22 protein-coding genes are annotated in these 25923 nt (G+C 66.9%); 10 read left to right on the forward strand and 12 right to left on the reverse strand.

Features of this window, described 5'->3' with window-relative positions; all coding sequences use genetic code 11:
• Positions 1 to 88 precede the first annotated feature (88 nt).
• Genes L2Y94_RS18445 through L2Y94_RS18465 form a run of 5 tightly spaced genes read right to left on the reverse strand, consistent with a single transcriptional unit; the run spans position 89 to position 5238 of the window.
• Positions 89 to 2314 (reverse strand): type IV pilus secretin PilQ, encoded by a 2226-nt coding sequence (locus L2Y94_RS18445; protein WP_425602413.1) that lies wholly within the window; start codon positions 2312 to 2314, stop codon positions 89 to 91.
• Between the two features lie 20 nt (positions 2315 to 2334).
• A complete protein-coding gene (locus L2Y94_RS18450; RefSeq protein WP_247370873.1) occupies positions 2335 to 2862 on the reverse strand; it encodes a pilus assembly protein PilP in 528 nt (175 codons plus the stop codon).
• A complete protein-coding gene (locus L2Y94_RS18455; RefSeq protein WP_247370876.1) occupies positions 2862 to 3515 on the reverse strand; it encodes a type IV pilus inner membrane component PilO in 654 nt (217 codons plus the stop codon). The genes L2Y94_RS18450 and L2Y94_RS18455 overlap by 1 nt, the downstream gene beginning before the upstream one ends.
• Positions 3512 to 4180 carry a PilN domain-containing protein gene (locus tag L2Y94_RS18460; RefSeq protein ID WP_247370879.1) on the reverse strand — a complete coding sequence of 223 codons (669 nt, stop codon included), beginning with the start codon at positions 4178 to 4180 and terminating at the stop codon, positions 3512 to 3514. Before L2Y94_RS18460 ends, L2Y94_RS18455 begins: the two co-directional genes overlap by 4 nt.
• Positions 4180 to 5238, reverse strand: coding sequence for a pilus assembly protein PilM (locus L2Y94_RS18465; RefSeq protein WP_283248498.1), 1059 nt, complete (start codon positions 5236 to 5238; stop codon positions 4180 to 4182). The genes L2Y94_RS18460 and L2Y94_RS18465 overlap by 1 nt, the downstream gene beginning before the upstream one ends.
• 242 nt (positions 5239 to 5480) lie before the next feature.
• On the opposite strand from L2Y94_RS18465, the gene L2Y94_RS18470 reads away from it, so the two are divergent.
• Positions 5481 to 8060, forward strand: a complete 2580-nt coding sequence (locus L2Y94_RS18470) for a penicillin-binding protein 1A (protein ID WP_247370881.1) — start codon at positions 5481 to 5483, stop codon at positions 8058 to 8060.
• A 56-nt stretch (positions 8061 to 8116) separates the two neighbouring features.
• Entirely contained in the window at positions 8117 to 8773 is a 657-nt protein-coding gene (locus L2Y94_RS18475; RefSeq protein WP_247370883.1) for a hypothetical protein, read from the forward strand.
• A 219-nt stretch (positions 8774 to 8992) separates the two neighbouring features.
• On the opposite strand, the gene L2Y94_RS18480 is transcribed toward L2Y94_RS18475, so the two are convergent.
• The 5 genes from L2Y94_RS18480 to L2Y94_RS18500 form a co-directional block, all read right to left on the reverse strand.
• The gene (locus tag L2Y94_RS18480) at positions 8993 to 10288 is read right to left on the reverse strand and encodes a citrate synthase (RefSeq protein WP_247370885.1); all 1296 of its coding nucleotides are present in this window, start codon (positions 10286 to 10288) and stop codon (positions 8993 to 8995) included.
• 267 nt (positions 10289 to 10555) lie between these two features.
• Complete coding sequence (locus tag L2Y94_RS18485; RefSeq protein WP_144916375.1) at positions 10556 to 10801, reverse strand: type B 50S ribosomal protein L31; 246 nt, start codon at positions 10799 to 10801, stop codon at positions 10556 to 10558.
• Between the two features lie 182 nt (positions 10802 to 10983).
• Positions 10984 to 11913, reverse strand: a complete 930-nt coding sequence (locus tag L2Y94_RS18490; RefSeq protein ID WP_247370887.1) for a nucleoside hydrolase — start codon at positions 11911 to 11913, stop codon at positions 10984 to 10986.
• A gap of 49 nt (positions 11914 to 11962) precedes the next feature.
• Positions 11963 to 14860: a bifunctional [glutamate--ammonia ligase]-adenylyl-L-tyrosine phosphorylase/[glutamate--ammonia-ligase] adenylyltransferase gene (gene glnE, locus L2Y94_RS18495; protein WP_425602414.1), complete on the reverse strand. Its 2898-nt coding sequence runs from the start codon at positions 14858 to 14860 to the stop codon at positions 11963 to 11965.
• Positions 14861 to 14929: 69 nt separating this feature from the next.
• A complete protein-coding gene (locus L2Y94_RS18500; RefSeq protein WP_247370890.1) occupies positions 14930 to 15379 on the reverse strand; it encodes a BP74-related protein in 450 nt (149 codons plus the stop codon).
• Between the two features lie 231 nt (positions 15380 to 15610).
• Between L2Y94_RS18500 and L2Y94_RS18505 the strand changes: the two genes are divergently transcribed.
• Entirely contained in the window at positions 15611 to 17473 is a 1863-nt protein-coding gene (locus tag L2Y94_RS18505; RefSeq protein ID WP_247370891.1) for an LTA synthase family protein, read from the forward strand.
• Positions 17474 to 17639: 166 nt separating this feature from the next.
• Positions 17640 to 18641, forward strand: coding sequence for a hypothetical protein (locus L2Y94_RS18510; protein WP_247370894.1), 1002 nt, complete (start codon positions 17640 to 17642; stop codon positions 18639 to 18641).
• Positions 18642 to 18761: 120 nt separating this feature from the next.
• Here L2Y94_RS18510 and groL read toward each other — a convergent pair whose 3' ends face one another.
• Positions 18762 to 20405 (reverse strand): chaperonin GroEL, encoded by a 1644-nt coding sequence (groL, locus tag L2Y94_RS18515; protein WP_247370896.1) that lies wholly within the window; start codon positions 20403 to 20405, stop codon positions 18762 to 18764.
• Between the two features lie 101 nt (positions 20406 to 20506).
• Positions 20507 to 20800 carry a co-chaperone GroES gene (locus tag L2Y94_RS18520; RefSeq protein ID WP_144916355.1) on the reverse strand — a complete coding sequence of 98 codons (294 nt, stop codon included), beginning with the start codon at positions 20798 to 20800 and terminating at the stop codon, positions 20507 to 20509.
• A gap of 186 nt (positions 20801 to 20986) precedes the next feature.
• Between L2Y94_RS18520 and cutA the strand changes: the two genes are divergently transcribed.
• The 6 genes from cutA (at position 20987) to accB (ending at position 25915) form a co-directional block, all read left to right on the forward strand.
• Positions 20987 to 21337 carry a divalent-cation tolerance protein CutA gene (gene cutA, locus L2Y94_RS18525; RefSeq protein ID WP_247370898.1) on the forward strand — a complete coding sequence of 117 codons (351 nt, stop codon included), beginning with the start codon at positions 20987 to 20989 and terminating at the stop codon, positions 21335 to 21337.
• 30 nt (positions 21338 to 21367) lie between these two features.
• Positions 21368 to 23611, forward strand: coding sequence for a protein-disulfide reductase DsbD family protein (locus tag L2Y94_RS18530; protein WP_247370900.1), 2244 nt, complete (start codon positions 21368 to 21370; stop codon positions 23609 to 23611).
• The gene (locus L2Y94_RS18535) at positions 23611 to 24144 is read left to right on the forward strand and encodes a TlpA family protein disulfide reductase (protein WP_247370903.1); all 534 of its coding nucleotides are present in this window, start codon (positions 23611 to 23613) and stop codon (positions 24142 to 24144) included. The genes L2Y94_RS18530 and L2Y94_RS18535 overlap by 1 nt, the downstream gene beginning before the upstream one ends.
• Positions 24145 to 24152: 8 nt before the next feature.
• Positions 24153 to 24704, forward strand: coding sequence for a DUF1415 domain-containing protein (locus L2Y94_RS18540; protein WP_247370905.1), 552 nt, complete (start codon positions 24153 to 24155; stop codon positions 24702 to 24704).
• A gap of 238 nt (positions 24705 to 24942) precedes the next feature.
• On the forward strand, positions 24943 to 25392 hold the full coding sequence (aroQ, locus tag L2Y94_RS18545; protein WP_144916344.1) for a type II 3-dehydroquinate dehydratase: 450 nt from the start codon (positions 24943 to 24945) through the stop codon (positions 25390 to 25392).
• 58 nt (positions 25393 to 25450) lie between these two features.
• Entirely contained in the window at positions 25451 to 25915 is a 465-nt protein-coding gene (accB, locus tag L2Y94_RS18550) for an acetyl-CoA carboxylase biotin carboxyl carrier protein (RefSeq protein WP_247370908.1), read from the forward strand.
• Positions 25916 to 25923: the final 8 nt, after the last annotated feature.

The following is a 25923-nucleotide window of genomic DNA, read 5'->3' on the forward strand; positions in this document are numbered from 1 at the left end:
GGCCGGAAGTCCCGGCGCGACCGGGATCGCCGGCAACCGCAAAAAAAAGCCCGCCGAAGCGGGCTCCATATGTTCCGGGGCGACAGGCTTATTGCAGCGTGTCGCTCAGGATGCGCGGCGTCACGAAGATCAGCAGCTCGGCCTTGTCGTTCTGACGAGTCGTTTTGCGGAACAGGAAGCCTAGGCCCGGAATGTCGCCCAACCCGGGGACTTTCGTGGTGTTGTTGTTCTTCGTGATTTCGTAGATACCGCCAAGCACCACTGTCTGGCCGTTGTCGACGAGTACCGAGGTGTTGATCTCTCGCGTGTCGATCTGCGGTACGGAACCGCCGCCCGGGCTGTCAATGAACTGGTTCAGGGCGTCCTTCTTCACGTTGATCTTCAGGTAGACGCGGCTGTCGGCGGTGATCGTCGGCGTGACGCGCAGTTCGAGCACCGCGTCCTTGAACTGCACGGTGGCGTTCTGCGCGCCGCCGCCGGAGTTCGAGGCCTGGTAGGTCACGTAGCCGATTTCCGTACCCTGCTTGATCACGGCTTCCTGCTGGTTGGCCGTGATGACGCGAGGGCTGGAGATCACTTCGCTGCGACCTTCGGTCTGCGCGGCGGAAAGTTCCAGATCGACGAGGTAGTTCGAGCCCAGGATGGCGAGGCCAAGGCTGCCGGCCGGCTGCGCCACCGGCAGGTTGACGTTGTAGCCGCCCGGGAACGTCAGGGTGTTGCTCGTAGCGGTGCCGTTGTTCAGGTTATGCACCTGCGTGGCCAGGTTCGCCGCACCGCCCGCCGTGGTATCCGAACCGCCGCTGCTCAGGTCCGGCGTGGTGCCGATGACCTGGCCGCTGGAGTTGGTCTTGAACGCCTGCGCGCCCCAACGCACGCCCAATTGGCGGCTGAAGGTGTCGGAGGCCGCGACGATGCGCGACTCGATGAGCACCTGCTGCACGGGGCGGTCGAGCGTGGAGATGAGCTCGCGGAGGTCGCGGATCTTGTCCGGCGTGTCGTTGATGAGGAGCGTGTTGGTGCGGTCATCGAAGGACACGCTGCCTCGCGCCGAGAGGAAGCCGCGACTGGTACCGCCCGACGTAGCGCCGCTGCTGTTGCTCTGCAGGCTGCCCTGGGTCAGCAGCTTGGCGATGTCCTCGGCCTTGCCGTAGCTGATCGGCACGTAGTCGGACACGAGTTCGGCACTGTCCTCGGCCTTCTGGCGGGCATCGGCCAGGCTCTGCTCGTAGTTGGCGAGCTCGGCCTGCGGCGCGATCCAGATCACGTTGCCGCTGCGGCGCTTGTCCAGGCCCTTGGCACGCAGGATCACGTCCAGCGCCTGGTCCCAGGGCGTGTTGACCAGGCGCAGCGTGACGCTGCCGCCGACGCTGTCGGACGCCACGAGGTTGAGCTTGGCCTCGTCGGCGATCAGCTGCAGCGCGGAACGGACTGGGATGTCCTGGAAGTTCAGGCTGAAGCGCGTGCCGGAATAGACCGGCTCCTGTCCTTTGGCGGCCTTGCCGGTGGGCGCGGCGGCCTTCTTCGTCGCCACCTCCACCACGTAGTCGCTACCGTTCTGGTACGAGGAAACCTCGACGTCGCCCTTGGTCTGGACGTCCATCCGGGCACCGCCCGGCGCCGTCTTCGAGGTGATCGAAAGCACCGGCGTGGCGAAATCCACCACGTCGAGGCGCTGGGCGAACTTCGGCGGCAACGAGGAACCCGGCAGGCTCACGATGACGTGGTCGCCCTCGCGATGCATTTCCGGGGTGGTGGTGGCCGACGGGCCGAGCGTGACCATCACCCGGCCCTCACCGTTCTGGCCGCGGCGGAAATCGATGTTGGACACCGGTACGCCGGCGCTGGACGGCAGCGCCTTGGTGGGATCGGAAACGACCGCCGTGGTGGTCGTGGCACCCGTGGGGCCGTTGTTCACGGTGACGATGAGGTTGTTGCCGTCCACCCGCGTGCGGTAGGCCGATTCACGGAACAGCTCCACGGTGACACGCGTGCGCCCGCCGGCCGACACGATCGACACGCCCGAGGTCGAACCCTTGCCGATATCGAGGTGGCGGGTGCTGTAGGCGTTGGTGGTATCCGCCAGGTCGATGGCGATGCGCGGCGGGTTGTTCGTGGTGAACACCTTGGGCGTGGGCGCCTTTTCGGTGAACGCCAGCGTCAGTTCCACGCGTCCGCCCGGCTGGGCGTCGTAGGTAACGTTGCGCAAGGCATTGGCCGCGGCGGCGTGGCCCGTGAAACCAAGCGTCGCGGCCATCGCCGCGCCGAGGATCCAGCGGCGAGCGCGTCCCGGCAGGCGGTGGAAAGTGGTGGTCATGTGCGTCATCCCCGAGATACTCATTTTTCGCCGACCGAGATGCTTGCCGGGCGCTCCATCCAGCCGCCGGCTCCGTTGGGCACCAGCTCGACCAGGTCGATGCGATCTTCGCTCAACGCGGTGATGCGGCCGTAGGCCTGCCCCATGTATTCGTTGCGATGGACCTTGTGGATCACGCCGCCCGGATCCTGGACCAGCGCCTCCATGCCCGCGCCGGCCCCGAACGTACCCACCATCTTCAGGGTATCGAGCGCGAACATCTCCAGCGGCTCCTTGGGACGGTTCTCGTCGGGTCGCGGGCCGGAGGTCGCCGAGGTATCCATTTCCGCCGAACTCGGGCTGAAGGGATCGCGGGCGTTCTGGTCCTGGTAGGCGAAGGTCTCGAAGGTGCGGATCACCGGCAGCGGCGGGATCGGCTCGCCCTTCTTGTGCTTTTCGGCATCGACCCATTCGTGCAGGTCGGAGGTACCGCGGGTACAGCCGCCCAGGGCCACCCCGGCGGTCACGGCCAGCAGGACGATGCGTGCGCGTGCGAAAACGTGGCTCATCACTTGCCTCCCGCCTTGGCCTTCTTGGCCTCGGCCGCCGCCTCGTCGTCGTCGAGGTAGCGATAGGTCTTGACCGTGCCCTGCAGCACGAGCTGCCCCGAGGTGGAGCCACCCTTCTTGTCGGCGTCCTTCGGCTTGAGCGACACGTCGTGCAAGGTGAGGATCACTACGCGCGGCAACGAGGCCACGCCGCTGATGAAGCTGCCGAACTGGTGGTAGGTGCCCACCATGCGCAGCGTGATCGGCTTCTCGGCGTAGAAGTCGCGCGGCGTTTCCGGACCGGGCTGGAACAGCTCGGTCTCGATGCCGGCGGCCAGTGCCGTCTGAGAGATGTCGATCAGCAGCTCGGGCATTTCGGTCTTGCTGGGAAGCTGGCGAAGCAGCGTGCGCAGCATGTCCTTCATCTCGGCCAGTTGCTGTTCCAGGGCTTCGAGATTGGCGGCCTTCGCCTGCTTCTGGGAGAAGTCCTGCTTGAGCGACTCCTCTTTCTGCTCGGCACTGGCCAGTTCGTCCTGCTGGTCGCTGATGTACAGGTACCAGCCGAGGAACGTGACTAGCACGAAGACCAGGCCGGTGAAGAACATCTTCACCGACTTCGGCCATCCGCCGACGTTGTTGCGGTCGAGGTTGCGCAGGTCGTCGAGGAACTTCACGGCTTAGCCCCTCCCGTCGTGGCGGGCGCGGCCGGCGCGGACCGGGCCGCGGCGGTCGAGGTCGAGGTCGAGGCCGGTGCCGGTGCCGGTGCCGGTGCCGGCGCACCGTCGCCGCCGCCGTCGGCCGGGGTGTTGAGTTTCACGTCGAGTCCGAAGGTGTACGGCATGCGCGAGGCGTCGTGGGTGTTCTCGGTCTTGCGCAGGTCGGCATGGCCCATCCAGGGCGAGGCCTCGATGTTGCGCATGTAGTCGGCCACGCTGGAGTTGGACTGGGCGACGCCGTCGAGCGACATGGAGTCGGCCGACTGCTTCATGCCGGACAGGCGCGCGCTGGGCGGGATGGTCTTCACCAGTTCGTCGAACAGGTGGACCATCTGCGAGCGGTTGGCCTGCAGCTGCTCGATGATCTGCTTGCGCTGGAGCAGGTCGGCGCGAACCTTCTCCAGTTCCTTGATCTTTTCGATGCGCCCGTCGAGTTGGGTGATCTCACCCTGCAGGTAGGTGTTCCGCTCGCCCTGGTTGTCGATGCGGGCGTCCATCCAGAACGACCAGGCGATCAGCACGACCAGCGCCGCGCCGAAGGCCATGCCCAGTTGGAGGTAGAACTCCCGTTCGCGAAGCTTCCGCCGCTCGGCGCGCCACGGAAGCAGATTGATGCGTGCCATCAGTCGAAGCTCCTCATGGCCAGGCCCACGGCGATCATCAGGGCCGGGGCGTCCTGGGCCAGCGTCTGCGCCTGCACGCGATTGGAAAGCGCCATGCGCGCCAGCGGATTGGCCACCACGCAGGGCACGCCGATCTGCTGCTCGAGCAGCTCGGTGATGCCTTCGATGGCCGCGCAGCCACCGGCCAGCACCACCTGGTCGACGCGGCTGTATTCGCTGCCGGCAAAGAAGAACTGGAGCAGGCGGCTCACCTGCTGCACCAGCGACTCCTTGAACGGCTCGAGGGCCTCCATCTCGTAGGACTCGGGCAGGCCGCCCTTGCGCTTGGCGCGGCCGGCCTCCTCGTAGGACAGGCCGTAGCGGCGCATGATCTCGTCGGTGAGCTGCTTGCCGCCGAACACCTGCTCGCGCGAATAGATGGTGCGCTGGTTCTTCAGCACGGCCAGGGTGGTCATCGTGGCGCCGATGTCCACCACCGCCACCAGGGCGTCGCGGGGCACCTGCAACTGGTCGGCGACCATGCCGAAGGCGTTTTCCATGGCGAACGCCTCGACGTCGACCACCTTGGCGGTGAGCCCGCCCAGGTCGAGCGCGGCGATGCGCATGTCCACGTTCTCGGTACGCGAGGCGGCCAGCAGCACGTTGTTCATTTCGGGGTTGTCGCGGACCGGGCCCAGCACCTCGAAATCGAGGCTCACTTCCTCGATGGGATAAGGAATGTACTGGTTGGCCTCGACCATGATCTGGCCTTCGAGGTCGTCATCGGAGAGATCGGCCGACATGGGAATGACGCGGGTGATCACCGCCGAGCCGGCCACCGCGGCCGCCGCGTGCTTGAGCTTGGCGCCGGAGCGGGCCAGGGCGCGGCGAATGGCTTCGCCCACCGCCTCGACCTCGACGATGTTTTTCTCGACGACGGCGTTGGGAGGCAACGGTTCGACGGCATAGTGCTCGACCCGGTAACGCCCGCCCGCCTGGCTGAGTTGCAGCAGCTTGACCGCGGTCGAACTGATGTCGACGCCGATCAATGGCGTCGATTTGGGTGTAAAGAGCCCCACGATGTCCCCCTATTCCCCGCGCCTTTGTCGGAATTTGTGTCTTGGCGCGATGGCATTAGATCGAAAACTTAACGGATTGGCAACGGCCGCTCTCGGCCACTTACCGGCACTATTTCACAAATCCGATCACCGGGTTAGCGACCACCGCTGACCTAGTGTCTAGCGTTCCGGGCCGGGCGCGGATAGGTGCCTAGGCCCTATACTGCGCCCCGACCCACACGGCGGTGACGAAGTCCCCATCCATGCGAATCCTCAAGCGTCTGCTGCGCTACGCCCTGTACCTCGCCCTGGCCGGCATCCTTTTCGTCGTCGGCGCGGTGGGCGTCGCCTACTGGCTGCTGGCGCCCCGCCTGCCGTCGGTCGCGGTCCTGCGCGACTACCATATGCAGGTTCCCCTGCGTGTGCTGAGCTCCGACGGCAAACTCATCGCATCGTTCGGTGAGACCCGACGCATCCCCGTCCGCATCGCCGACGTGCCGGCGCGCCTCAAGAATGCTGTCTTATCGGCCGAGGACGGCGATTTCTATAGCCACCCCGGCATCGATTGGCACGGCATCGTCCGCGCCGGCGTCCACGTGATCCTTTCCGGCGGCGACAAGGGCCCGGGCGGCTCCACGATCACCCAGCAGGTGGCCCGCAACTTCTTCCTGAGCCCCGAGAAGCTCTACTCGCGCAAGCTGACGGAGATGTTCATTGCCCTGCGCATGGAGAACGAGCTCTCCAAGGACCAGATCCTGGAGCTCTACCTCAACAAGATGTTCCTGGGCCACCGCGCCTACGGCGTGGCCGCGGCCGCCTCGTATTACTACGGCAAGACCCTCGACCAGCTGTCCGTGGCCCAGTGCGCGACCATCGCCTCCACCTTCCAGCTGCCCTCGGTGGTCAACCCGCTCAACAACCCCAAGCGGATGATCGCCCGCCGCGACTGGGTGCTGGGCCAGATGTTGTCCAACCGATTCATCACCCAGGCGGAGTACGACGAGGCCATCAAGGAGCCCAACGACGCCTTCCCGCACGAACAGCAGATCGAGGTCGACGCGCCGTACCTTGCCGAAATGGTGCGCCAGCAAACGCTCGAAAAGCTGGGCAACGACGCCCTGACCGAGGGCTACGTGGTGCATACCACGGTATCCAGCACCGACCAGACGGCCGCCAACGAGGCCCTGCGCGGCAAGCTCTCCGCCTACGACCGTCGCCACGGCTACCGCGGACCCGAGGGTCACGAAGAACTCCCTGCCCAGGCCGGCCCGGAGGATTACGACCGCGTTCTCGCCGGCTACACGAGCGTCGCGGGCATGATGCCCGGGATCGTGACGGAAACCGGTCCGAAGGAGGCGAAGGTGTACCTGTCGGCGAAGGAAACGGCCACGCTGAGCCTGGAATCCATCGCCTGGGCACGTCCCTACGTCAACGAAGGCCGCGCCGGCGCCACGCCGACCCGGGTCGATGCCGTGCTCAAGCGCGGCGACGTCGTCCGCCTGATCCGCAGCGAGAAGGACGACATCGCCGAGAACGCCAAGGCCGCCGATACCGCCGCCGGCACCGAAACCGGCAAGGCCGAACCGCAGAAGGGCCCATGGCGCCTGACCCAGATTCCCGCCGTGCAGGCGGCGCTGGTCTCCCTCGATCCCGAAGACGGTGCCGTGCGCGCCCTGGTCGGCGGCTTCAGCTTCGTGCGCTCGAAGTTCAACCGCGCCGTCATGGCGGCCCGCCAGCCCGGTTCCAGTTTCAAGCCCTTCCTCTACTCGGCGGCGTTCGAGCGCGGCTTCACGCCCGCGTCGATCGTCAACGACGCCCCCGTGGCCTTCCCCGACCCGTCGCGCCCGGACGGCGTGTGGACGCCGGCCAACGACGACAACAAGTTCGACGGTCCGATGCGCCTGCGCGAAGCGCTGGTGCAGTCGAAGAACCTCGTGTCGGTGCGCCTGCTCGATGCCATCGGCGTGCGCTTCGTACGCGACTACGCCACGCGCTTCGGCTTTACGCCCGACGCGCTGCCGCAGAACCTTTCGCTGGCGCTGGGCACGGCCTCGGTGTCGCCCATGGCCATGGCGCGCGGCTATGCCGTGTTCGCCAATGGCGGGTACCTCATCACGCCGTATTTCATCTCGCGGATCGACGACCGCGACGGCAAGCCCGTCTACGTGGCCAACCCCGAACGCGCCTGCGCCGATTGCCAGGAGCGCCTGCTCAACCCCACGCCGCCCGGACCGCCCACGCAGCCGTCCACCGCGCTCATCCCGGCCAAGCCGGCCAGTGCGGGCAGCACCGGCGGCACGGGTACGGGCGACGCGGTACTGCCGGCCGACGCCCACGACAACGCCGCCGAAGCGCCGAAACTCGCGCCCCACGTGATCGACGTGCGCAACGATTACCTGGTCACCTCGCTGATGCTCGACGTTATCAAGCGCGGCACCGGCTCGGCCGCCAAGGCACTCGGCCGCGACGACCTCGCCGGCAAGACGGGCTCCACCAACGATCATCGCGACGCCTGGTTCGTGGGTTTCAACGGCGACTACTCCACGGCCGTCTGGGTGGGCTTCGACGACTTCAGCTCGCTCGGACGCGGCGAATTCGGCGCCAAGGCGGCGCTGCCGATCTGGATGGACTACATGGGCAGCGTGCTGAAGGATCGCCCGTCGCACACCCTCGCCATGCCCCCGGGCATCGCCACGGTGCAGATCGACCCCGGTTCGGGCCTGCCGTCCGCCGGCGGCGGCATGAGTGAAATCATGAAGGTCGAGGACGTCGACCGGCTCCGCGAACAGGCACAGCAGAAACAGCAGGAGGAGCAGCAGGACCACGCCTACGACATTTTTTGAGCGCACGCTGGCTTGGCGTGCGCCTGGCAGACGAACACATCACATGGGGGTGAGTCATGGCACGAGGTGAACACCACAGGATCCATGCCCAGGACCGGACGCAGCGCAACCGCGTCCTCGTCGCACAGGAAGCGGCCCGCTTGATGAGCGAGCATGGCATCCGCGACTTCCACCACGCGAAACTGAAAGCCGCCGAACGGCTCGGCATCGTCGATACGCAAGCCCTTCCCCGTAACAACGAGATCGAGGAGGCCTTGCGCGAACACCAGCGCATCTTCCACGCCGATACCCAGCCCCAGGCCTTGCGCGCACGTCGCGAGGCGGCCATGGAGGCCATGCGTTTCCTTCGCGGTTTCGACGCGCGCCTGGTGGGTGCCGTGCTCGAAGGCACCGCCGACGAACACTCGGCCGTCTGCCTTCATGTGTTCAGCGACGATCCCGAGGCCCCCGGCATGTTCCTCCGCGAGCAGGGCATCCCACTCGAAACCCAGACCCGGCGGCTACGCTGGTCCGACCACGAGCAGAGCGAGCACACGGTGCTGCTGTTCGGCGCCGACGGCATTCCGTTCGACATCACCGTGCTGCCGGTGGACGCGATCCGCCAGGCTCCGCTGGACCGCGTCGACGAGCGGCCGATGCGGCGCGCCAGCGTGGCGACGGTGCAGCAGCTGCTGGCGGAAGAGGACATGGCGGCTTACGAGTCGGCGTCTTAGCCGCGCTTTCGCAAACCGTTCGCCGATACGATCGGCTCCCACCCCTCCGGTAGCAGGTGTCCGATCAGCCCGCTGAAAGGCTGCCATCGAAGGGGTGAGAGTCAGATCGGCGAGCGCTGGCTACCGAAGGGGTGGGAGCCGACCGTGTCGGCGAATCCTACGAAGCGTCGCGTTGGCGCTCGCCATAAAAAAGCCCCGCTTTCGCGGGGCTTTTTCGTCTTAGCGCTTGTCGCTCGACACGTAATCGCGAACGTCGGGGCCGGTGTAGATCTGGCGCGGGCGGCCGATGCGCGATCCCGGGGTTTCGTGCTGCTCGATCCAGTGCGAGATCCAGCCGGAGGTGCGGGCGATGGCGAACATCACCGTGAACATCTCGGTCGGGATACCCAGGGCCTTGTAGATGATGCCCGAGTAGAAGTCGACGTTCGGGTAGAGCTTGCGCTCGACGAAGTAGTCGTCCTTCAGCGCGGCTTCTTCCAGCTTCATGGCCACGTCGAGCAGCGGGTCGTTGACTCCCAGCTCCTCGAGCACCTTGTGGCACATCTCGCGAATGATCTTGGCGCGCGGGTCGAAATTCTTGTACACGCGGTGGCCGAAGCCCATGAGACGGAACGAGTCGTTCTTGTCCTTCGCGCGCTTGACGGCGGTCTCGACCTTGTCGGCCGAACCGATTTCCTCGAGCTGCTTGAGCACCGCTTCGTTCGCACCGCCGTGGGCCGGACCCCAGAGCGCGGTGATGCCCGCCGCCACCGACGCGTACGGATTGGCACCGGTGGAACCCACCAGGCGCACCGTGGAGGTGGAGGCGTTCTGCTCGTGGTCGGCGTGCAGGATGAAGAGCAGGTCGAGCGCCTTGGCCACCACCGGGTTCAGCTCGAGCGGCTCGCTCGGCACTTCGAACATGGTGTGCAGGAAGCGGGTGACGTACTCGAGGTTGTTGCGCGGATAACGGGTGGGCCAGCCGATCGAATGGCGGTAGATGGCGGCCGAGATCGTCGGCATCTTCGCGATGAGGCGAATGGCGGCGAGCTTGCGGTCATCGGGATTATCGACGTCGAGATCGTCGTGATAGAACGCCGAGAGCGACGCGATCGACGCGGCCAGCATGGCCATCGGATGCGCGTTGTGGTGGAAGCCCTTCAGGAAGTCCTTGAGGTTCTCGTGCATCATCGAGTGATGCGTGATCTCGTTCTCGAATTTGGTGAACTCGGCCTTGCTCGGCAGCTCGCCGTTGAGCAGCAGGTAGGAGGTTTCGAGGAAGGTCGACTTCTCGGCCAGCTGTTCGATCGGGTAGCCGCGGTACAGCAGCACGCCCTTGTCGCCGTCGATGTAGGTGATGGCGCTCTTGGTGCTGGCGGTGCTGCCGTAGCCCGGGTCGTAGGTGAAGTAGCCGGTGTCCTTGTAGAGCGTGCCGATGTCGACGCACTCGGCACCGAGCGTGCCGCCGATGACGGGCAGTTCGCTGACGGGCTTGTTGGATTCATCGACCAATTTGACGGTTTTGGCGTCGGACACGGCGGTCTCCTCTTCTCTAGCTGATGCTCGCCGTCCCGGAGGTTGGAGCGGCGCGGCGCTGTTGGGAAAACGGCGCCGGGGGAAGGCACCGTACCGGCCGCCATGTGCGACCGAAGTTCCCCATTATCGCATAGAGCCGATTCGAACGTCCGTTAGACAAAATTTAATCGCGGACGCAAAAAGACACGGGGCAGGCGCTGAGCCTGCCCCGTGTCCGTCGATCCTCGCGAAACGCCACCCCGCAGGCGGCGCGCGGATGTCGAGGGATTACTTCTTGCCGTAGCGCTGGCGGAACTTGTCGACGCGGCCGCCGACGTCGAGCGTCTTCTGCTTGCCCGTGTAGAACGGGTGCGAATGGCTGGAGATATCGAGCTTGATCACCGGGTATTCGTTACCGTCTTCCCACTTGACGGTTTCCTTGCTGCTCATGGTCGAGCGGGTGAGGAAAGCGAAGTCGGACGAGAGGTCCTGGAAGACCACCGGCTTGTAATTCGGATGGATGTTCTCTTTCATGGTCGTGACTCGACTAATAGCGGGGTGAAAAGAGCGGCATTGTAGCCGGGGGCTGGCGGCTTGGCAACCAAACAAGCGTCGCGCCGGCGCAGGCCGGTGCCTACGGCGACGAATGGGGTTGTCGCCGTATCGCCCAGGGAGGGGCCGGGACCCCAGGCACCGGCCTGCGCCGGTGCGACGGGCTAAGCCCCCAACGCTTTGGCGATCATCGCCCCGAACCTCGCCTGGTCGACCTCCAGCACGATCCGCGCGTTCGGCCGGCCACCCAGGCGGTTCTGCCAGTCGACCACGGTGGCGCCACGGGTCAGGCGGCCGTCCAGTTCGATGCCCACGTGACGGGTTTCGGCGCGGGTGACGATGGCCGGGTCCAGCGCCACGGCCATGGCCAGCGCGTCGGCGGCGATGAAACCCGTACGCTCGTTGTCGGCGTTGAAGCGCCGGGCCGTCTCGAAGATCCGGCCGAAGAACCGGGCGCGCTCGCTGTCGCCCGCCACCCAGCCCTGGTAGTCGGCGTCGGGGAAGGCATGGCGCACGGTGGCTTCCCAGTCGACCAGATCGAACAGGGGAAACGTTTCGAAGACCACGTGGGCCGCCTCCGGATCGAAGCCGATGTTGAATTCGGCCGGTATCTTGCCGGTGTTGCCGTGACCGGTGACGGCGCCGCCCATGATCACCAGCCGCTTCACGCGCTCCGGCAACGAGGGGTCGAGCCGCACGGCCAGCGCGAGGTTGGTCAGCGGGCCGAGGGCCACCAGGGTGAGTTCGCCGGGGCGCTCGCGGGTGAGGCGGATGAGCGCCAGCGCGGCATGTTCGGCGTCGGCCGGATGGCGAGGCTCCGGAAAGCCGACGTCGCCGAAGCCGTCTTCGCCATGCACGAATGCCGCGTCTTCCTCGGGAGCGCGCACCAAGGGCGAGGGGCAGCCCGCGAATACCGGCGTGGCGGCGCCGATCAGGTCGACCAGGGTACGCGCGTTGCGGACCGTGTGACGGAGGCCCACGTTGCCGGCGGCGACGGTGAGCGCCGCCACGTCGGTATGCGCGTGGGCCATCAGGATGGCCAGGGCGTCGTCCACGCCGGGGTCGGTGTCGATCAGCAGGGGAAGTCGGGTCATCGTGAAACCGCCTTGAATCGGCCGGACAGCATAGCGCCGCCCGACGGCTTCAGACAGCCTGCCGCTCGTCGGCTGCCGGCGCGTCGAAGTCGAAGCCCAGTTCGGCCGCCACCCGCGACACGCCCTCGCAACATGCATCCAGCTCCGGCGTGCGCAACGCCACGCGCGGCCGAAGGTCGAGCGTGCAGGCAAGACCCGCCTGGAGCAGGTCGGCGTGGGCCAGGTGCAAGGTGTCGGCCTGCTCCTGGGTAAGCAACCCGACCGTGCGCAGTACGTCGATCAGCGTGCTGCTCGACGTGGTGTCCAGGATCGTGGGATGCGTGGCCGCGTGGGCGAGCACCATGCCCTGCAGGATGAATTCGATGTCGATCAGGGCGCCCCTGCCCTGCTTGAGATCGATCCGCGCCTCGTCGGAACGGTCGCGCTCGGCGCGCCAGCGCACCCGCATCGCGCTCACTTCGGAACGAACGCGCGTCGCGTCGCGCGGCTGGGCCAGGATGTGGCGGCGAATGTCCGACAACTGGGTGCCCACCCGTTCGTCGCCCGCCACCATCCGCGCGCGTTGCAGGGCCTGGTGCTCCCACGTCCACGCGCGGTCGCGCTGGTAGGCCTCGAAGGCATCCACGCTGGCCACCAGCAGGCCCTTGGAGCCGTCGGGGCGCAACCGCGTGTCGACTTCGTAGAGCTTGCCCGCGTGGGTCTGCACGTCGAGCCAATGCATCACGCGCTGGGCCAGACGCTGGTACCAGCGCGTGCCGTCGACGGGACGCGGGCCGTCGCTCATGACATGGGCCCGCTTGCCGTCGTAGACGAAGACGAGGTCGAGATCGGAGGCGAAGCCCAGTTCCTCGCCGCCGAGGCTGCCGTAACCCAGCACGGCGAAACCGCCGCCGTCTCCGGGCAGTCGTCCATGCTGTGCCGCCAGCTCGCGCGTGGCCAGCGCCAGGACGGCGCCGACCACCGCCTCGGCCAACCCCGCCAGGCGGCGGGCCGTGGCCGTCGCGTCGGCGCGCGCGTCGTTGAACGCGAGGCCGAGGCGGAAGGCGATGCTCGAGCGGAATTCGTTGATGCGCTCGAGCTCCCGCTCGGCGTCGCGCTCGTCCAGTGCGCCCAGGGTGCGGGCGATCTCGGCCACGATGTCGGCGCGCTTGAGCGGCAGCTGGTCGATGCGCGGGTCGAGCACGTCGTCGAGCAGCAGCGGCTGCGCGATCACGCGCTCGGCGAGGAAGGCACTGTCGGCGAACACGCCAGCGACGCGACGGCGCGCGTTGGGTTGCTCGTCGAGCAAGGCCAGGTACGACGAGCGGCGTGCCACGGCCTGCACCAGCCGGAGCATGCGCAGCAGGCTCGCGGCCGGCGAAACGCTCGAGCGCGCCGCCCCGATCAGTTGCGGCATGAGCCTTTCGAGCCGTTCGGCCGAACGCGCCGACATCGCGCGCACGGAAGCGGCATGCGGCAGCTTGCCGAGCGCTTCGGCCACCTCGGCACCGGGCGAGAAACCCGATGCGTCCAGGGTGGCCGCCGTCAGCGAGCCGTCGCGCGCATGGTTCCACAGCTCGACGTCGGCCGCGGGCGGCGTGGCGGTGTGTCCCGCGTGCGGCACGAGCACGGCGGCGAATTCCGCCGACACGGCCGTGCGATGGGCCGTGAGCTCGTTTTCGAGCGCTTCCCACGAGTCGTAGTCGAGTCCGAGCGCGAGGCGTTCCCGCGTGAGCGCATCGTCGGGGATATCGTGCGTCTGCGCATCGCGCAGCATCTGCACGCGGTTTTCCAACCGGCGCAGGAACACATAGGCCGCACGAAGCGACTTCGCCCGTCCGGCGGGAATGTAGCCCCTCGATTCGCAGGCACGCAGGGCGGGGAGCAGGCCACGCACGCGCAGGGCGGGATCGCGCCCGCCGCGGATCATCTGCGTGAGCTGCACCACGAACTCGATCTCGCGGATGCCGCCCGGGCCGAGCTTGAGGTTGCCGGCCAGGTCCTTGCGTGCCACCTCGGCGTCGATCAGGGCTTTCATCTCGCGCAGGCCGGCGAAGGCCGTGTAATCGAGATAGCGGCGATAGACGAAGGGCCTGAGCATGTCCTGCAGTTCACGCCCCGCCGCGCGATCGCCCGCCACGGGGCGGGCCTTGATCCATGCGTAGCGCTCCCAGTCGCGGCCTTCGCGCTGGTAGTACTGCTCCATCGCGGAGAACGGCAGGGCGAGGCGGCCGGCGTTGCCGAACGGACGCAGGCGGAGGTCCACCCGCGCGCAGATGCCGTCCACCGTTGGCTCGGCAAGCAGGCGCACCAGTTGGCGCGCTTCGCGGATGAAGTACTCGCCGTTATCGAGCGGCCGCGTGCCGTCGGTCTCGCCGCCGGACGCATAGGCGAGCACCAGGTCGATGTCGGACGAGAAATTGAGTTCGTTGCCGCCAAGCTTGCCGAAGCCGACCACGACCATGCGCTGCTCGTTGCCCGCGGCATCGCGAGGACGGCCATGGCGCGCTCGCAGCGCGCTCTCAGACCAGCGCAGGGAGGCACCGAGCAGGGCCTCGTAGAGCACGCTCGTGGACGAGAGCGTTTCGTCGAGGTCGTCGAGTCCGTTGACGTCGCGGAACACCAGGCGCACCGCCTCGGCGTGACGGAAACGGCGTAGCACCCGCATGCAACCGTCCTCGTCGGCGGGCAGGTCGAGCATGGCGCCACGCGAACCCGCGTCGGCGCTGGCCCGAAGCCGCTCCAGGCCGGCGGGCGCGAGCAGGTCGGGCTGGCGGCGAAAGACGTCGAAGGCGAAGTCCGATGCCATGAGGGTGCGCCGAATGCGTTCGGCCACCCCCGCATCGTCGTAAAGGGGAATCCTGGCCGCGCGGCAGGCCGCCATCACGTCGGCGTAGCGCTGGTCGATGAGGGCGCGAAGTTCCGCACTTTCGCGCCGGGCCGGCTGGGGAGTGGTCATCCCGGCCATTGTGCCTCAACGGGCCGCGTGCCCACACGCCCCGAAGGCGGAAGGGCAACGACCCTTCCGCCCCGTCCGTCAGCGCTTCACTTCGCGCGAGAGGCGCATGGTCCACGGGCACCACATCCTGCCGGGCAGGATCTGGTCGCCCACCGCCCAGAGGTTTTCCTCGACGTCCTCCGCGCTGAGGGAACACTCATGGAACGAGGCATCCGTGGGGGGCTTCAGCGATGCCGGGTCCACGTGGAAGGCCCAGGCCTCGTTATAGGGTGCCCTCCCCGGCAGCACGTTCGCGATGAATGCCACGTGCGGCTGTTTCTCGATATTGCGCAGGATTTGCGAATAACGCTCGGCCAGAGCCGGATCGCGGACTTCCACGACGAATTCGTTGGGGGCGTAGGTCGGCTCCCCGGCATAGTTGATGAACGAAAAATAGCGGGCGCCTGCCGCTTCCGCCATGCCGGCGCCGGCCAGCAGGGTGGCGGCGAGAAGGGTGCGAACGGCGCCGCGGGTCGTACGTTTTATCAAGGTGAAGCTCCTTGGTTGTCGACGAAGGTGATCGATCCCGATTCCCCGGAACCGACGTTATCACCGCGTCTCACGCCCACGTGCGCCGGAGCGGGGCGTCTCGACATTTCACGCCGTTGGAACATCCGGCCTGCCCGCCTATTCATGTCCATTCGGTTACAGTCGCCTTCCCCTCGATGACAGGCTGTCACAGAGACCGCAATGCTCCGAAACGTCTCAACGTATCGTGATATGGCATCGCGCATCGCCCTGCCGCTGCTGCTGGCGGTGGCTTTCGTGCTGTACACGGGTTTCATGGATGGCAACCCCGGCGTGGCCAGCGCGCAGTGGGCCGACCGGCCGTGGCACATGTTCGTCAACGCGTTTCCGGGACTGCTCATCGCGGCTTTGCTGCTCGTGCTCACCCGGCGGGCATGGCTGTCGTTCGGACTGGCGTTCCTCGCGCAGGGCACGGTGCTGGCGGTCAGCGCCATCAAGATGAAAAACCTCGGCTCGCCCTTGCTGCCGGCCGACTTCCGCATGGTGGGGCAGCTGAAGAACGGCGGACTGCACCTGCTGGGCAGCTATCTGCCGGCAAACCCCCTGCCTTATCTCGGCATCGTCGCCGCCATCGCGCTCGTGGTGCTTGCCGCGCGCCTCGAGCCGCCGCTGTTCGACCGCCGGACGCACGGCCGCCGCCTCGTCAGCGGACTCGCCCTGTTCGCCCTGATCGGCACGCTGATGGCCGGCGTCCCCGCGTGGTCGAAGATGTACGACAAGGACCGCCTCGGCATGCAGCCCTGGTCCGCCGCGGCAAACGCGGGTTACAACGGCGTGGTCACCACGATCATGCAGTTTCGCCTGCAAGACGCCGGCAAGAAGCAGAAAGCCGATCCGGACGGTGCCGCGCGCTTCATCGCGAGTACCGACGGCCCATTGCGCGAACACATGACCGAAGCCGCCGCCAACCACCGGCAGACGCCCGACATCGTCGTGGTGCAGAGCGAGTCGTTCTTCGATCCCTCCGTGATCCGCGGAATGGAAGGGCAAGACCTGGCGCCCAACCTGCATCGTCTCGCGGCGCACGCGAGCTTCGGCCAGCTGCACGTACCGACGTTCGGCGGGGGCACCATCCGCACCGAGTTCGAAGTGCTCACCGGCTTGTCGCTGCGCTATTTCCCGACCATGCAGTTTCCCTATCTGCAGATGCATTCGGGCGTGATGCCGGGCATGGTCCGCACGCTGCGTTCGCACGGCTACGAGACCATCGCCGTGCACGGCAACGACCCCGGCTTCTGGAATCGCACCAGCGCCTTCAAATCGCTCGGTTTCGATCGCTTCGTATCGCAGGCGGATTTCCCGAAGGACTTCGCGCGAAGCGGCGAGTACATGGCCGACAGCGCGATGACCGACGAGATCATGCGCCAGCTCAAGGGCGACGGCCCGCCGCGTTTCGTTTTCGCCATCAGCATGGAGGCGCACGGCCCGTACGACAAATCGCCCAACGTCGACGTCGCGGAACGCGACGCCATCGCCGTGCCGGACGGCCTGAGCGACGCGGCGAAGTTGCAGTTGCGCAACTACGTCTACCACATGCGCCACGCCGACGCGGAACTGGGACGTCTCGCCGACCTGCTCGCCAAACGCGAGCGCCCCACGCTGCTGCTGTTCTACGGCGACCACCTGCCCGCGTTGACGGAAGCCTACGACAAGCTCGGCTTCGTCGATGGCGGCAACATGCTCTCGCAGACGGTGCCCTACATTCTCGTCGACTCGCATGGCGATGGCCCCGCGCCGCAGCGCGACGACGTGGCCGCATGGATGCTGCCGGGACGCCTGCTCGAACGTGCCGGCATCCACGACGATCCTTATTTCGCGCTCACCCAGGTGATCGGTCCCCGGCTCGCCGCGCTCACCCACGCACCGGACGCGCCGGCACCGGCGGAGGACAACGTCGAGAAAGCCACCGACACCTCCATGGGCAACGTCGCCTTGCTGCGCATGAAGCGCAAGCTCGATCCGATCATGGCGCAGTACGCCACGCCCGACATCTCGACGATCGCCCGACAGCCGGGTAGCGCGGAACACGAAGCCGCCGCCGGCGCCGAGCAGTAAACGGCAAGAACCACGCGAACGCCACGCAGGTCACAGTTCGACGCCTACCCCACCGCTAGCCTCGTTCTTCCACCTCATGCAGGTGGAGGAACACGGGGGCGCGTGCCGACCGGGTCCGGTCGGCACTTCATGGACACTCTTCCACATCAAGGCAGGAGTCGTACGCATGAAGAGGTTCGCTTCACTCGGCAGGGTCGTGGCGCACGCGGGCATCATGGCGGCCATGTTCTCCCTAGCGATCGCGGCGCATGCCGCCGAATCGCAAGATCTTTCGGCATCCATGCAGCTCACCCGGGTCGGCAGCCTGCCGACCTCGGCGAAGCCCGCGGGCATTCCCGACGATTACGTCGTCACGCCCAACGGCTATTTCTCACCCGATTGCGTGGCTACGGTGCATGACGGCGACCAGGTGCAAACCGACGGCGTCATCCACCGGGCCTCCGGCGCCGTCGAACGGGCACCGGTCTGCACCAAGGCCAACTTCACGCTACAGGGCCAGCGCATCGAGGCGGATGGACGCCATACCTTCACCAACACGCCACCGCCGGAGCAGAGCGGCTGGGTCCAGGCGGCCAACTACACCAGCGGCAAGCCGATCGGACGCATCGTCGCGACGTGGACGGTGCCGACCGCGCCGGCGACCAAGAGCAACCAGGTGATCTATTTCTTCCCCGGCCTGGAACAATTGCCCACCGTGCAGTCGATCCTGCAACCGGTGCTGGGCTGGAACGGTTACAACGACAAGGCATGGACCCTGGCGAGCTGGAACTGCTGCGTGGACGGCACCACCTTCCACAGCGATCCGATTCCGGCGAAGGCCGGCGACGTCGTGGTCGGCGACACCTATTCCACCTGCGCGGCCGGACAGGCGTGCTCGACGTGGAAGATCGACTCGCGCAACACCACCACGGGACGTACCTCGACGCTCACCACCAATCCCTATGCCGACCTGACCTGGGTTTTCGGTGGCGTGCTGGAGGTATACAACGTGGCGACGTGCGGCCAATACCCGGGCGGACCGATCACCTTCAGCAACATCCAGGTGTACGACCGCAACAACACGCGCGTTTCCAATCCGCCGTGGCAGGGAAGCGATACGTCGGGGATCAATCCGCAGTGCGGGTATGGGTTGAGCACGACGGCGACCAGCGCGACGATTTCGTACTGAAGGTTCGTCGAGACGCTTTCGCCACCTCGGACGACACCGTCCCATCGGCTTTCACGACAAAAAAAGAGCCCTGCTTTCGCAGGGCTCCTTCGTTTGCGACGAACGCAGGGAAAGCCGGACTTAGAAGTCCATGCCACCCATGCCGCCCATGCCGCCCGGGGCGCCGTGGGCGTGGCCTTCGTCCTTCTTCGGCACTTCGGTGACGGCGGCTTCGGTCGTGATGATCGAGCCGGCCACCGAGGCGGCGAACTGCAGGGCCGAACGCGTGACCTTGGTCGGATCGAGGATGCCGAACTGGATCATGTCGCCGAACTCGCCGTTCGCGGCGTTGTAACCGAAGTTACCGCTGCCTTCCTTCACCTTGTTCACCACGACCGAGGCTTCTTCGCCGGCGTTGGTGACGATGGCGCGCAGCGGGGCTTCGAGCGTGCGACGGGTGATCGCGATGCCGAGGTCCTGGTCCTGGTTGGCGCCCTTGAGGCCTTCCAGCGCCTTGAGCGCGCGGATGAGGGCGACACCGCCGCCCGGGACCACGCCTTCCTCGACGGCCGCACGGGTGGCGTGCAGGGCGTCTTCGACGCGGGCCTTCTTTTCCTTCATCTCGACTTCCGTCGCGGCGCCGACCTTGATGACGGCCACGCCGCCGGCCAGCTTGGCCACGCGCTCCTGCAGCTTCTCGCGATCGTAGTCCGAGGAGGTCTCTTCGATCTGCGCCTTGATCTGGCCGATGCGCGACTGGATCTTCTCGGCTTCACCCGCACCGTCGATGATGGTGGTGTTTTCCTTGGTGATCACGACGCGCTTGGCGCGGCCGAGGTCGTTGATGGTGGCCTTGTCGAGCTGCAGGCCCACTTCTTCGGAGATCACCACGCCATTGGTGAGGATGGCGATGTCTTCGAGGATGGCCTTGCGGCGGTCACCGAAGCCCGGCGCCTTGACGGCGGCGACCTTCACGATGCCGCGGATGGTGTTGACCACGAGGGTGGCCAGCGCTTCGCCTTCGACTTCCTCGGCGACGATCAGCAGCGGCTTGCCCGCCTTGGCGACGGCTTCGAGGGCCGGCAGCAGTTCGCGGACGTTGGAGATCTTCTTGTCGTGGATGAGGATGAACGGGTCGTCCAGTTCAACCTGCTGCGACTGCTGGTTGTTGATGAAGTACGGCGACAGGTAGCCGCGGTCGAACTGCATGCCCTCGACCACGTCGAGTTCGTTCTCGAGACCCGAACCTTCTTCGACCGTGATCACGCCTTCCTTGCCGACCTTCTTCATCGCGTTGGCGATGATGTCGCCGATGTTGGCATCGGAGTTGGCCGAGATGGTGCCGACCTGGGCGATGGCCTTGTCGTCGGCGGTGGGCTTGGAGAGGCTCTTCAGCTCGCCGACGGCGGCCGTGACGGCCTGGTCGATGCCGCGCTTGAGATCCATCGGGTTGATGCCGGCGGCCACGGCCTTGAGGCCTTCCTGGATGAACGCCTGGGCGAGGACGGTGGCCGTCGTGGTGCCGTCGCCGGCCACGTCGGAGGTCTTCGAGGCGGCTTCCTTCACGATCTGGGCGCCGATGTTCTCGTACTTGTCGGCCAGTTCGATTTCCTTCGCGACCGAGACGCCGTCCTTGGTGACGGTCGGGGTGCCGAAGCTCTTCTCGAGCACCACGTTGCGGCCCTTGGGACCGAGGGTGACCTTGACGGCGTTGGCCAGGGTGTTCACGCCCTTGAGCATGCGTGCGCGGACGTCTTCGCCGAAGCGGACTTCTTTAGCTGCCATAAAATTTTTGCCTCAAAAATTTTGAAATAGGGAACGGGTTCTTGATCTTGCTCTCGGACCTGCAAGCGCGAATGACGCGCCAGGGGCAGGCCTCACGCAAATCAGCCCTCGAGAATCGCCACGATGTCGTCTTCCTTCAGGAAGACCAGCTCTTCGCCGTCGACCTTGATCTCCTGGCCGGCATACTTGCCGAACAGGACGACGTCGCCTTCCTTCACGCCCATGGCGCGGACGGTGCCGCTGGCCAGGGTCAGGCCGGTACCGGCGGCGATCACCTTGCCGCGGGTGGGCTTTTCGGTGGCGCTGTCGGGAATGACGATGCCGCCGGCGGACACGCGCTCTTCTTCGAGGCGCTTGACGATGACGCGATCATGCAACGGCTTCAGCTTGCTCATGACTACTCCAAGCAGGTGGTTGATGGAAAAGGAAAAAGATACACCCTGTTAGCACTTGGCCGGGGTGAGTGCCAGAATTTTGCCAAAGCCCGTCACGAAACGTAAAGGCCCTGGCGCTGACCGACAGATGGCGGCGCGTCGAAACGGTTCAAGGGCCAGCGGTTCAAATATTCCGAGTAATCGTCCATGACCGACACGAACTGCATCGTCGTCCTCGTCGCCTGCCCCCTCGGCGATGCCGCCGACGCCCTTGCCAAGGCCATCGTCGAATCCCGCCTGGCCGCGTGCGTGAACCGCTTGCCCGGCGTGCGGTCCACCTACCGCTGGCAGGGGAAGGTCACCTGCGACGAGGAGGCTCTGCTCATGGTGAAGAGCACGCGCGAGGCGTTTCCGGCGCTGGCCGCCTTCGTGGCGAACCACCATCCCTACGACGTACCCGAGATCGTGGCGCTTCCCGTGGTGGCGGGCCACGCGCCTTACCTCGATTGGGTGGAAAGCAACGTCGACGTAAGCCACGCGGCACTCACCCGGTCATAATCACCGACGCCCCCGATCCACGGAGCCACCATGTCGTCGTTTGCCCGCTTCGCGCGGAACCTGGCCGCCACGGCCACCCTGATCCTCCTCGCCCTGCCGGCCTTCGCGCAGAGCGACGACGACCTGCTGCCGGTCACCGAGGCCTTCCACCTCACGTCCGACCCCAGCCAGCCGGGCACGGTGAAGCTGCACTGGCGCATCGCGCCGGACTACTACCTCTATCGCGGCCGGATCAAGATCAAGGCGGCCGATCCGTCGGCGGTGACGCTGGGCCAGCCCGCGTTGCCCGACGGCATCAAGAAGCACGACGAATACCTCGGCGACGTGGAGATTTACCACGGCGACATCGAGGCCACCGTGCCCTACACGCTCGCCGACGCCGCCACCAAGACGCTCGCCCTCGACGTGCAGTACCAGGGCTGCCACGAGGTGGAGCCGAAGATCTGCTACCCGCCGAACACCGAGCACCTGAAGCTCACCGTCGGCGGCGCGTCCACCATTCCGACCTCACCCGCCGCACCTTCGGCAGCCGCCTCCGCGCCGCCGGCCGACGGTGCGTCGCTGCTCGGCGCGCCCACCGCCGCCCCCGGCACCGAGGGCGCCGCCCTGCCGGCCGACCAGGCTTTCCGCTTCGAGGCGCTGGCGAAGGACGGCAAGACGCTCGTGCTGCGCTGGACGATGCCGAAGGACTACTACCTCTATCGCGACAAGACGCAAATCACGGTGACCTCGCCGTCCGGCGTCTCCGCGGGCGAGCCCGACTGGCCCAGCGGCATCGCGCACCACGACGAACACTTCGGCGACACCATCGTCTATTTCGACCAGGTCGACGTACCGGTGGCGCTGAAAGGCGTCGGCGACGCGGCGAAAAAGGTCGAGCTCGACGTGGCCTACCAGGGCTGCCTCGAGAACGGCATCTGCTACCCGGTGATGACCCGCCATCTGAGCGCCGATCTCGGTAGCGGCGCGGTCCAGATCGGCTCGGCCGCCGAATCGGCGCCGAAGGCCGGCCCCGCCGAGGTGGCGCCCACGCCGCCGCCGGCCGGCCTCGAACCCGCCGACGAGGCCAAGGTCGGCATCGTCGCGGCGATCGGCCTCGCCCTGCTCGGCGGCCTCGTGCTCAACCTCATGCCCTGCGTGTTGCCGGTGCTTTCGCTGAAGGCGATCACCGTGCTGGAAAGCGGCGAGAGCCCGGGCGCCGCGCGCCGTCACGCGCTGTGGTACACCGCCGGCGTGCTGGTGGCCTTCGCCGCGCTGGGCCTGGTGGTGGTGGGCATCCGCGCCGCCGGCCATGGCGTGCAGTGGGGCGCCCAGTTCCAGCAACCGGTGGCCGTGGGCCTGCTGGTCTACGTGATGCTCGCCGTGGGCCTGTCGATGTCCGGCGTATTCGAGATCGGCGGTTCGCTGGGCAACATCGGCAACGGGCTCGCCTCCCGCTCGGGCCCTTCCGGCGACTTCTTCACCGGCGTACTCGCCGTGGTGGTGGCCAGCCCCTGCACCGCGCCCTTCATGGGTTCGGCCATCGCGTTCGCCTTCGCCGCCCCCATCGGCGTGGCCTTCCTGATCTTCCTCGCGCTCGGCCTCGGCCTGGCCCTGCCCTTCCTGCTGATCGGTTTCGTACCCGCGGTGGCGCGCCTGCTGCCTCGCCCGGGACGCTGGATGGAAACGCTCAAGCAGGCCCTCGCCTTCCCCATGTACCTCACGGCCGTGTGGCTGCTGTGGGTGCTGACCAAGCAGCGCGGCGCCGACGCCTCGGCCCTGGTGCTGGCCGGTGGCGTGCTGCTGGCCATGGCGCTGTGGTGGTATGGACGCCGTCGCGGCGGCCTGTCATGGATCTTCAGCGCCGCGCTCGCGGCCGGTGCGGCGTTCGCCCTGTGGACGGTGCACGGACTTCCGGCACAGGCCGCGTCGGCCACCACTGCCGCCGACGGCTCGGTGCCGTACTCGCCGGAGAAGCTCGCCGAACTGCGCTCGGCCGGTACGCCGGTGCTGGTCGACATGACCGCCGACTGGTGCATCACCTGCAAGGCCAACGAGCGCGCCGTGCTCGACACCCAGGCCTTCCGCGACCTGCTCAAGAAGACCGGCACCGTCTACATGAAGGGCGACTGGACCGACGTGAACGCCACCATCGGCGCCTTCCTCGAGCAGTACCACTCGGTGGGCGTGCCGCTTTACGTGGTGTATCCGAAGGGCGGCGGCGACGGACGCAAGCTCTCCACGGTGCTCACCTACGACCGTGTCGAGCAGGCCCTGGCCGCCGCCACGCGTTGATGGCGCGCGGCCCGACGTTCTGGATCGTATCGCTCGCGGTGGCCGCGGCCGCCGCGGGACTGTGGGTGGAACACCGCCGGCTGCACCCGCCCCCGCCGCAGGGCGTGACCGTGGCCGACGTGGGCGACCTCGCCGCCGACGCGACCTTCCTGAGCCTGGACGGCAAGGCCCGCCGCCTGTCCGACTGGCGCGGCAAGCGCGTGCTTCTCAACTTCTGGGCAAGCTGGTGCGCGCCCTGCCGTCGTGAAATGCCGTTGCTCAGCCAGGCTTACGATCGCCATCGCGGCCGTGGCGTGGCCGTGGTCGGCGTGGCCGAGGACACCGCCGCGGGCGTACGCGGCTATCTCGCCGACAGTCCCGTGGATTACCCGGTGGTGATCGTCGACGCGGACGCGCCCGGCGGCTCGCTGTCGTTCGGCAATACGCTGCGGGTGCTGCCCTATAGCGTGCTGATCGGCGAAGATGGACGCATCCAGCGCCGCAAGATCGGCACCTTCACCGCCCCCGAGCTCGACGACTGGCTCGGCCCCTGAGAGTCTCCATGGACACCCAGCCCACCCACGACGAGGCTATCGACGCGACGCGCCTCTGGCTCGAGCGCGCCGTGATCGGCCTCAACCTGTGCCCGTTCGCCAAGGCCGTGCAGCGCAAGGGGCAAGTGCGTTACGTGGTCAGCGACGCCGACCAGCCGTTGCAGCTGCATGCCGACCTGGTACGTGAACTGGAGTTTCTGCGCGACGCCGACCCGGAGGCCGTGGACACGACGTTGCTGATCCACCCGCGCGTACTGGCCGACTTCGAGGATTTCAACGAATTCCTCGAGGTGGCCGACGACACGGTGGCCGACCTCGACCTGGAGGGCGACATCCAGGTGGCGAGCTTCCATCCCGACTTCCAGTTCGAGGGCACGGCCCCCGACGACATCACCAACTACACCAACCGCTCGCCCTTCCCTACCTTGCACCTGTTGCGCGAGGCGAGCATCGACAAGGCCGTGGCGGCCTTTCCGGAGGCTTCGGCGATTTTCGAGGCGAACATGGCGACGCTGGACAAGCTGGGGCATGAGGGGTGGCGGAAGCTGTTCGAGCCTTGAAGCATCCGCTTCGCGGGGTTCGCCGATACGATCGGCTCCCACCCCTTCGGTAGTGAGTCTCCTACCGAAGGGGTGGGAGCCGATCGTATCGGCGAATCAGGCCTCCACCATACGGCACCGTCTGGAAATTCACGATCTCCAGCGAACTGCGTCGAACGTCACCGAACTGGACAACCTCCCCGGACAGGCGCACACTGCGCGGCGTTCCGGAATCCCGGACCCACGGCACAGGTGAACAGTGGCCAGGATCCTCGTCCTGCACGGACCCAACCTCAACCTCCTCGGCGTGCGCGAGCCGTCGGTCTACGGTCACGAGACCCTGGCCGACATCAACGCGACGCTGTCGGCCCGCGCCCAGGCGGCCGGCCACGACCTGAGCTGGTTCCAGTCCAACGCCGAGCACGAGCTGATCGCCCGCATCCACCAGGCGCGCGATGAAGGCACGGCATGGATCCTCTTCAATCCGGCCGCGTTCACCCATACCTCCGTGGCCATCCGCGATGCGCTGGCCGGCGTGGCGATCCCGTTCATCGAGATCCACCTGTCCAACCCGCATGCGCGTGAGGCGTTCCGCCACCACTCCTATATGTCCGATCTCGCCGCCGGCGTGATCTGCGGTTTCGGCGGCGACAGCTACCGCCTGGCGCTCGAAGCCACCCTGCTGCGACTGGCCGTCCCGGCCGCCTGATTCGATTTGGAGGCGCCCCGGGAGGGCGCCCGTCCCACCACCAGTAAAGGTTTGTCCCATGGACCTGCGCAAGATCAAGAAGCTCATCGACCTGCTCGAGGAATCGAACCTCGCCGAGCTGGAAATCAAGGAAGGCGAAGAAGTGGTTCGCCTGTCGCGCGTGCCGAAGGGCGGCGTGACCGTGGCCGCGCCGCAGGTGATCGCGGCGCCGGCGGCTGCCGTACCGGCCGCGCCGGCCGTCGCCGCTCCCGCGCCCGCCGCCGCACCTGCGGACAGCGGCCTTCCGGCGGGTCATGTGGTGAAGGCCCCGATGGTCGGCACCTTCTACGCTTCGTCCACGCCGGGCGCCCCGGCGTTCGCCACCGTCGGCAAGCAGGTCAAGGCCGGCGAAACGCTGGGCATCATCGAAGCGATGAAGATGTTCAACCAGATCGAGGCCGACGTCTCCGGTACGGTCGTCGCCATCCTGGTCGAGAACGGCCAGCCGGTGGAATTCGACGAACCGATGTTCGTCATCGCCTGAGGCCCTCG

It is taken from the genome of Luteibacter aegosomatis (genome assembly GCF_023078455.1).
Taxonomy (GTDB): domain Bacteria; phylum Pseudomonadota; class Gammaproteobacteria; order Xanthomonadales; family Rhodanobacteraceae; genus Luteibacter; species Luteibacter aegosomatis.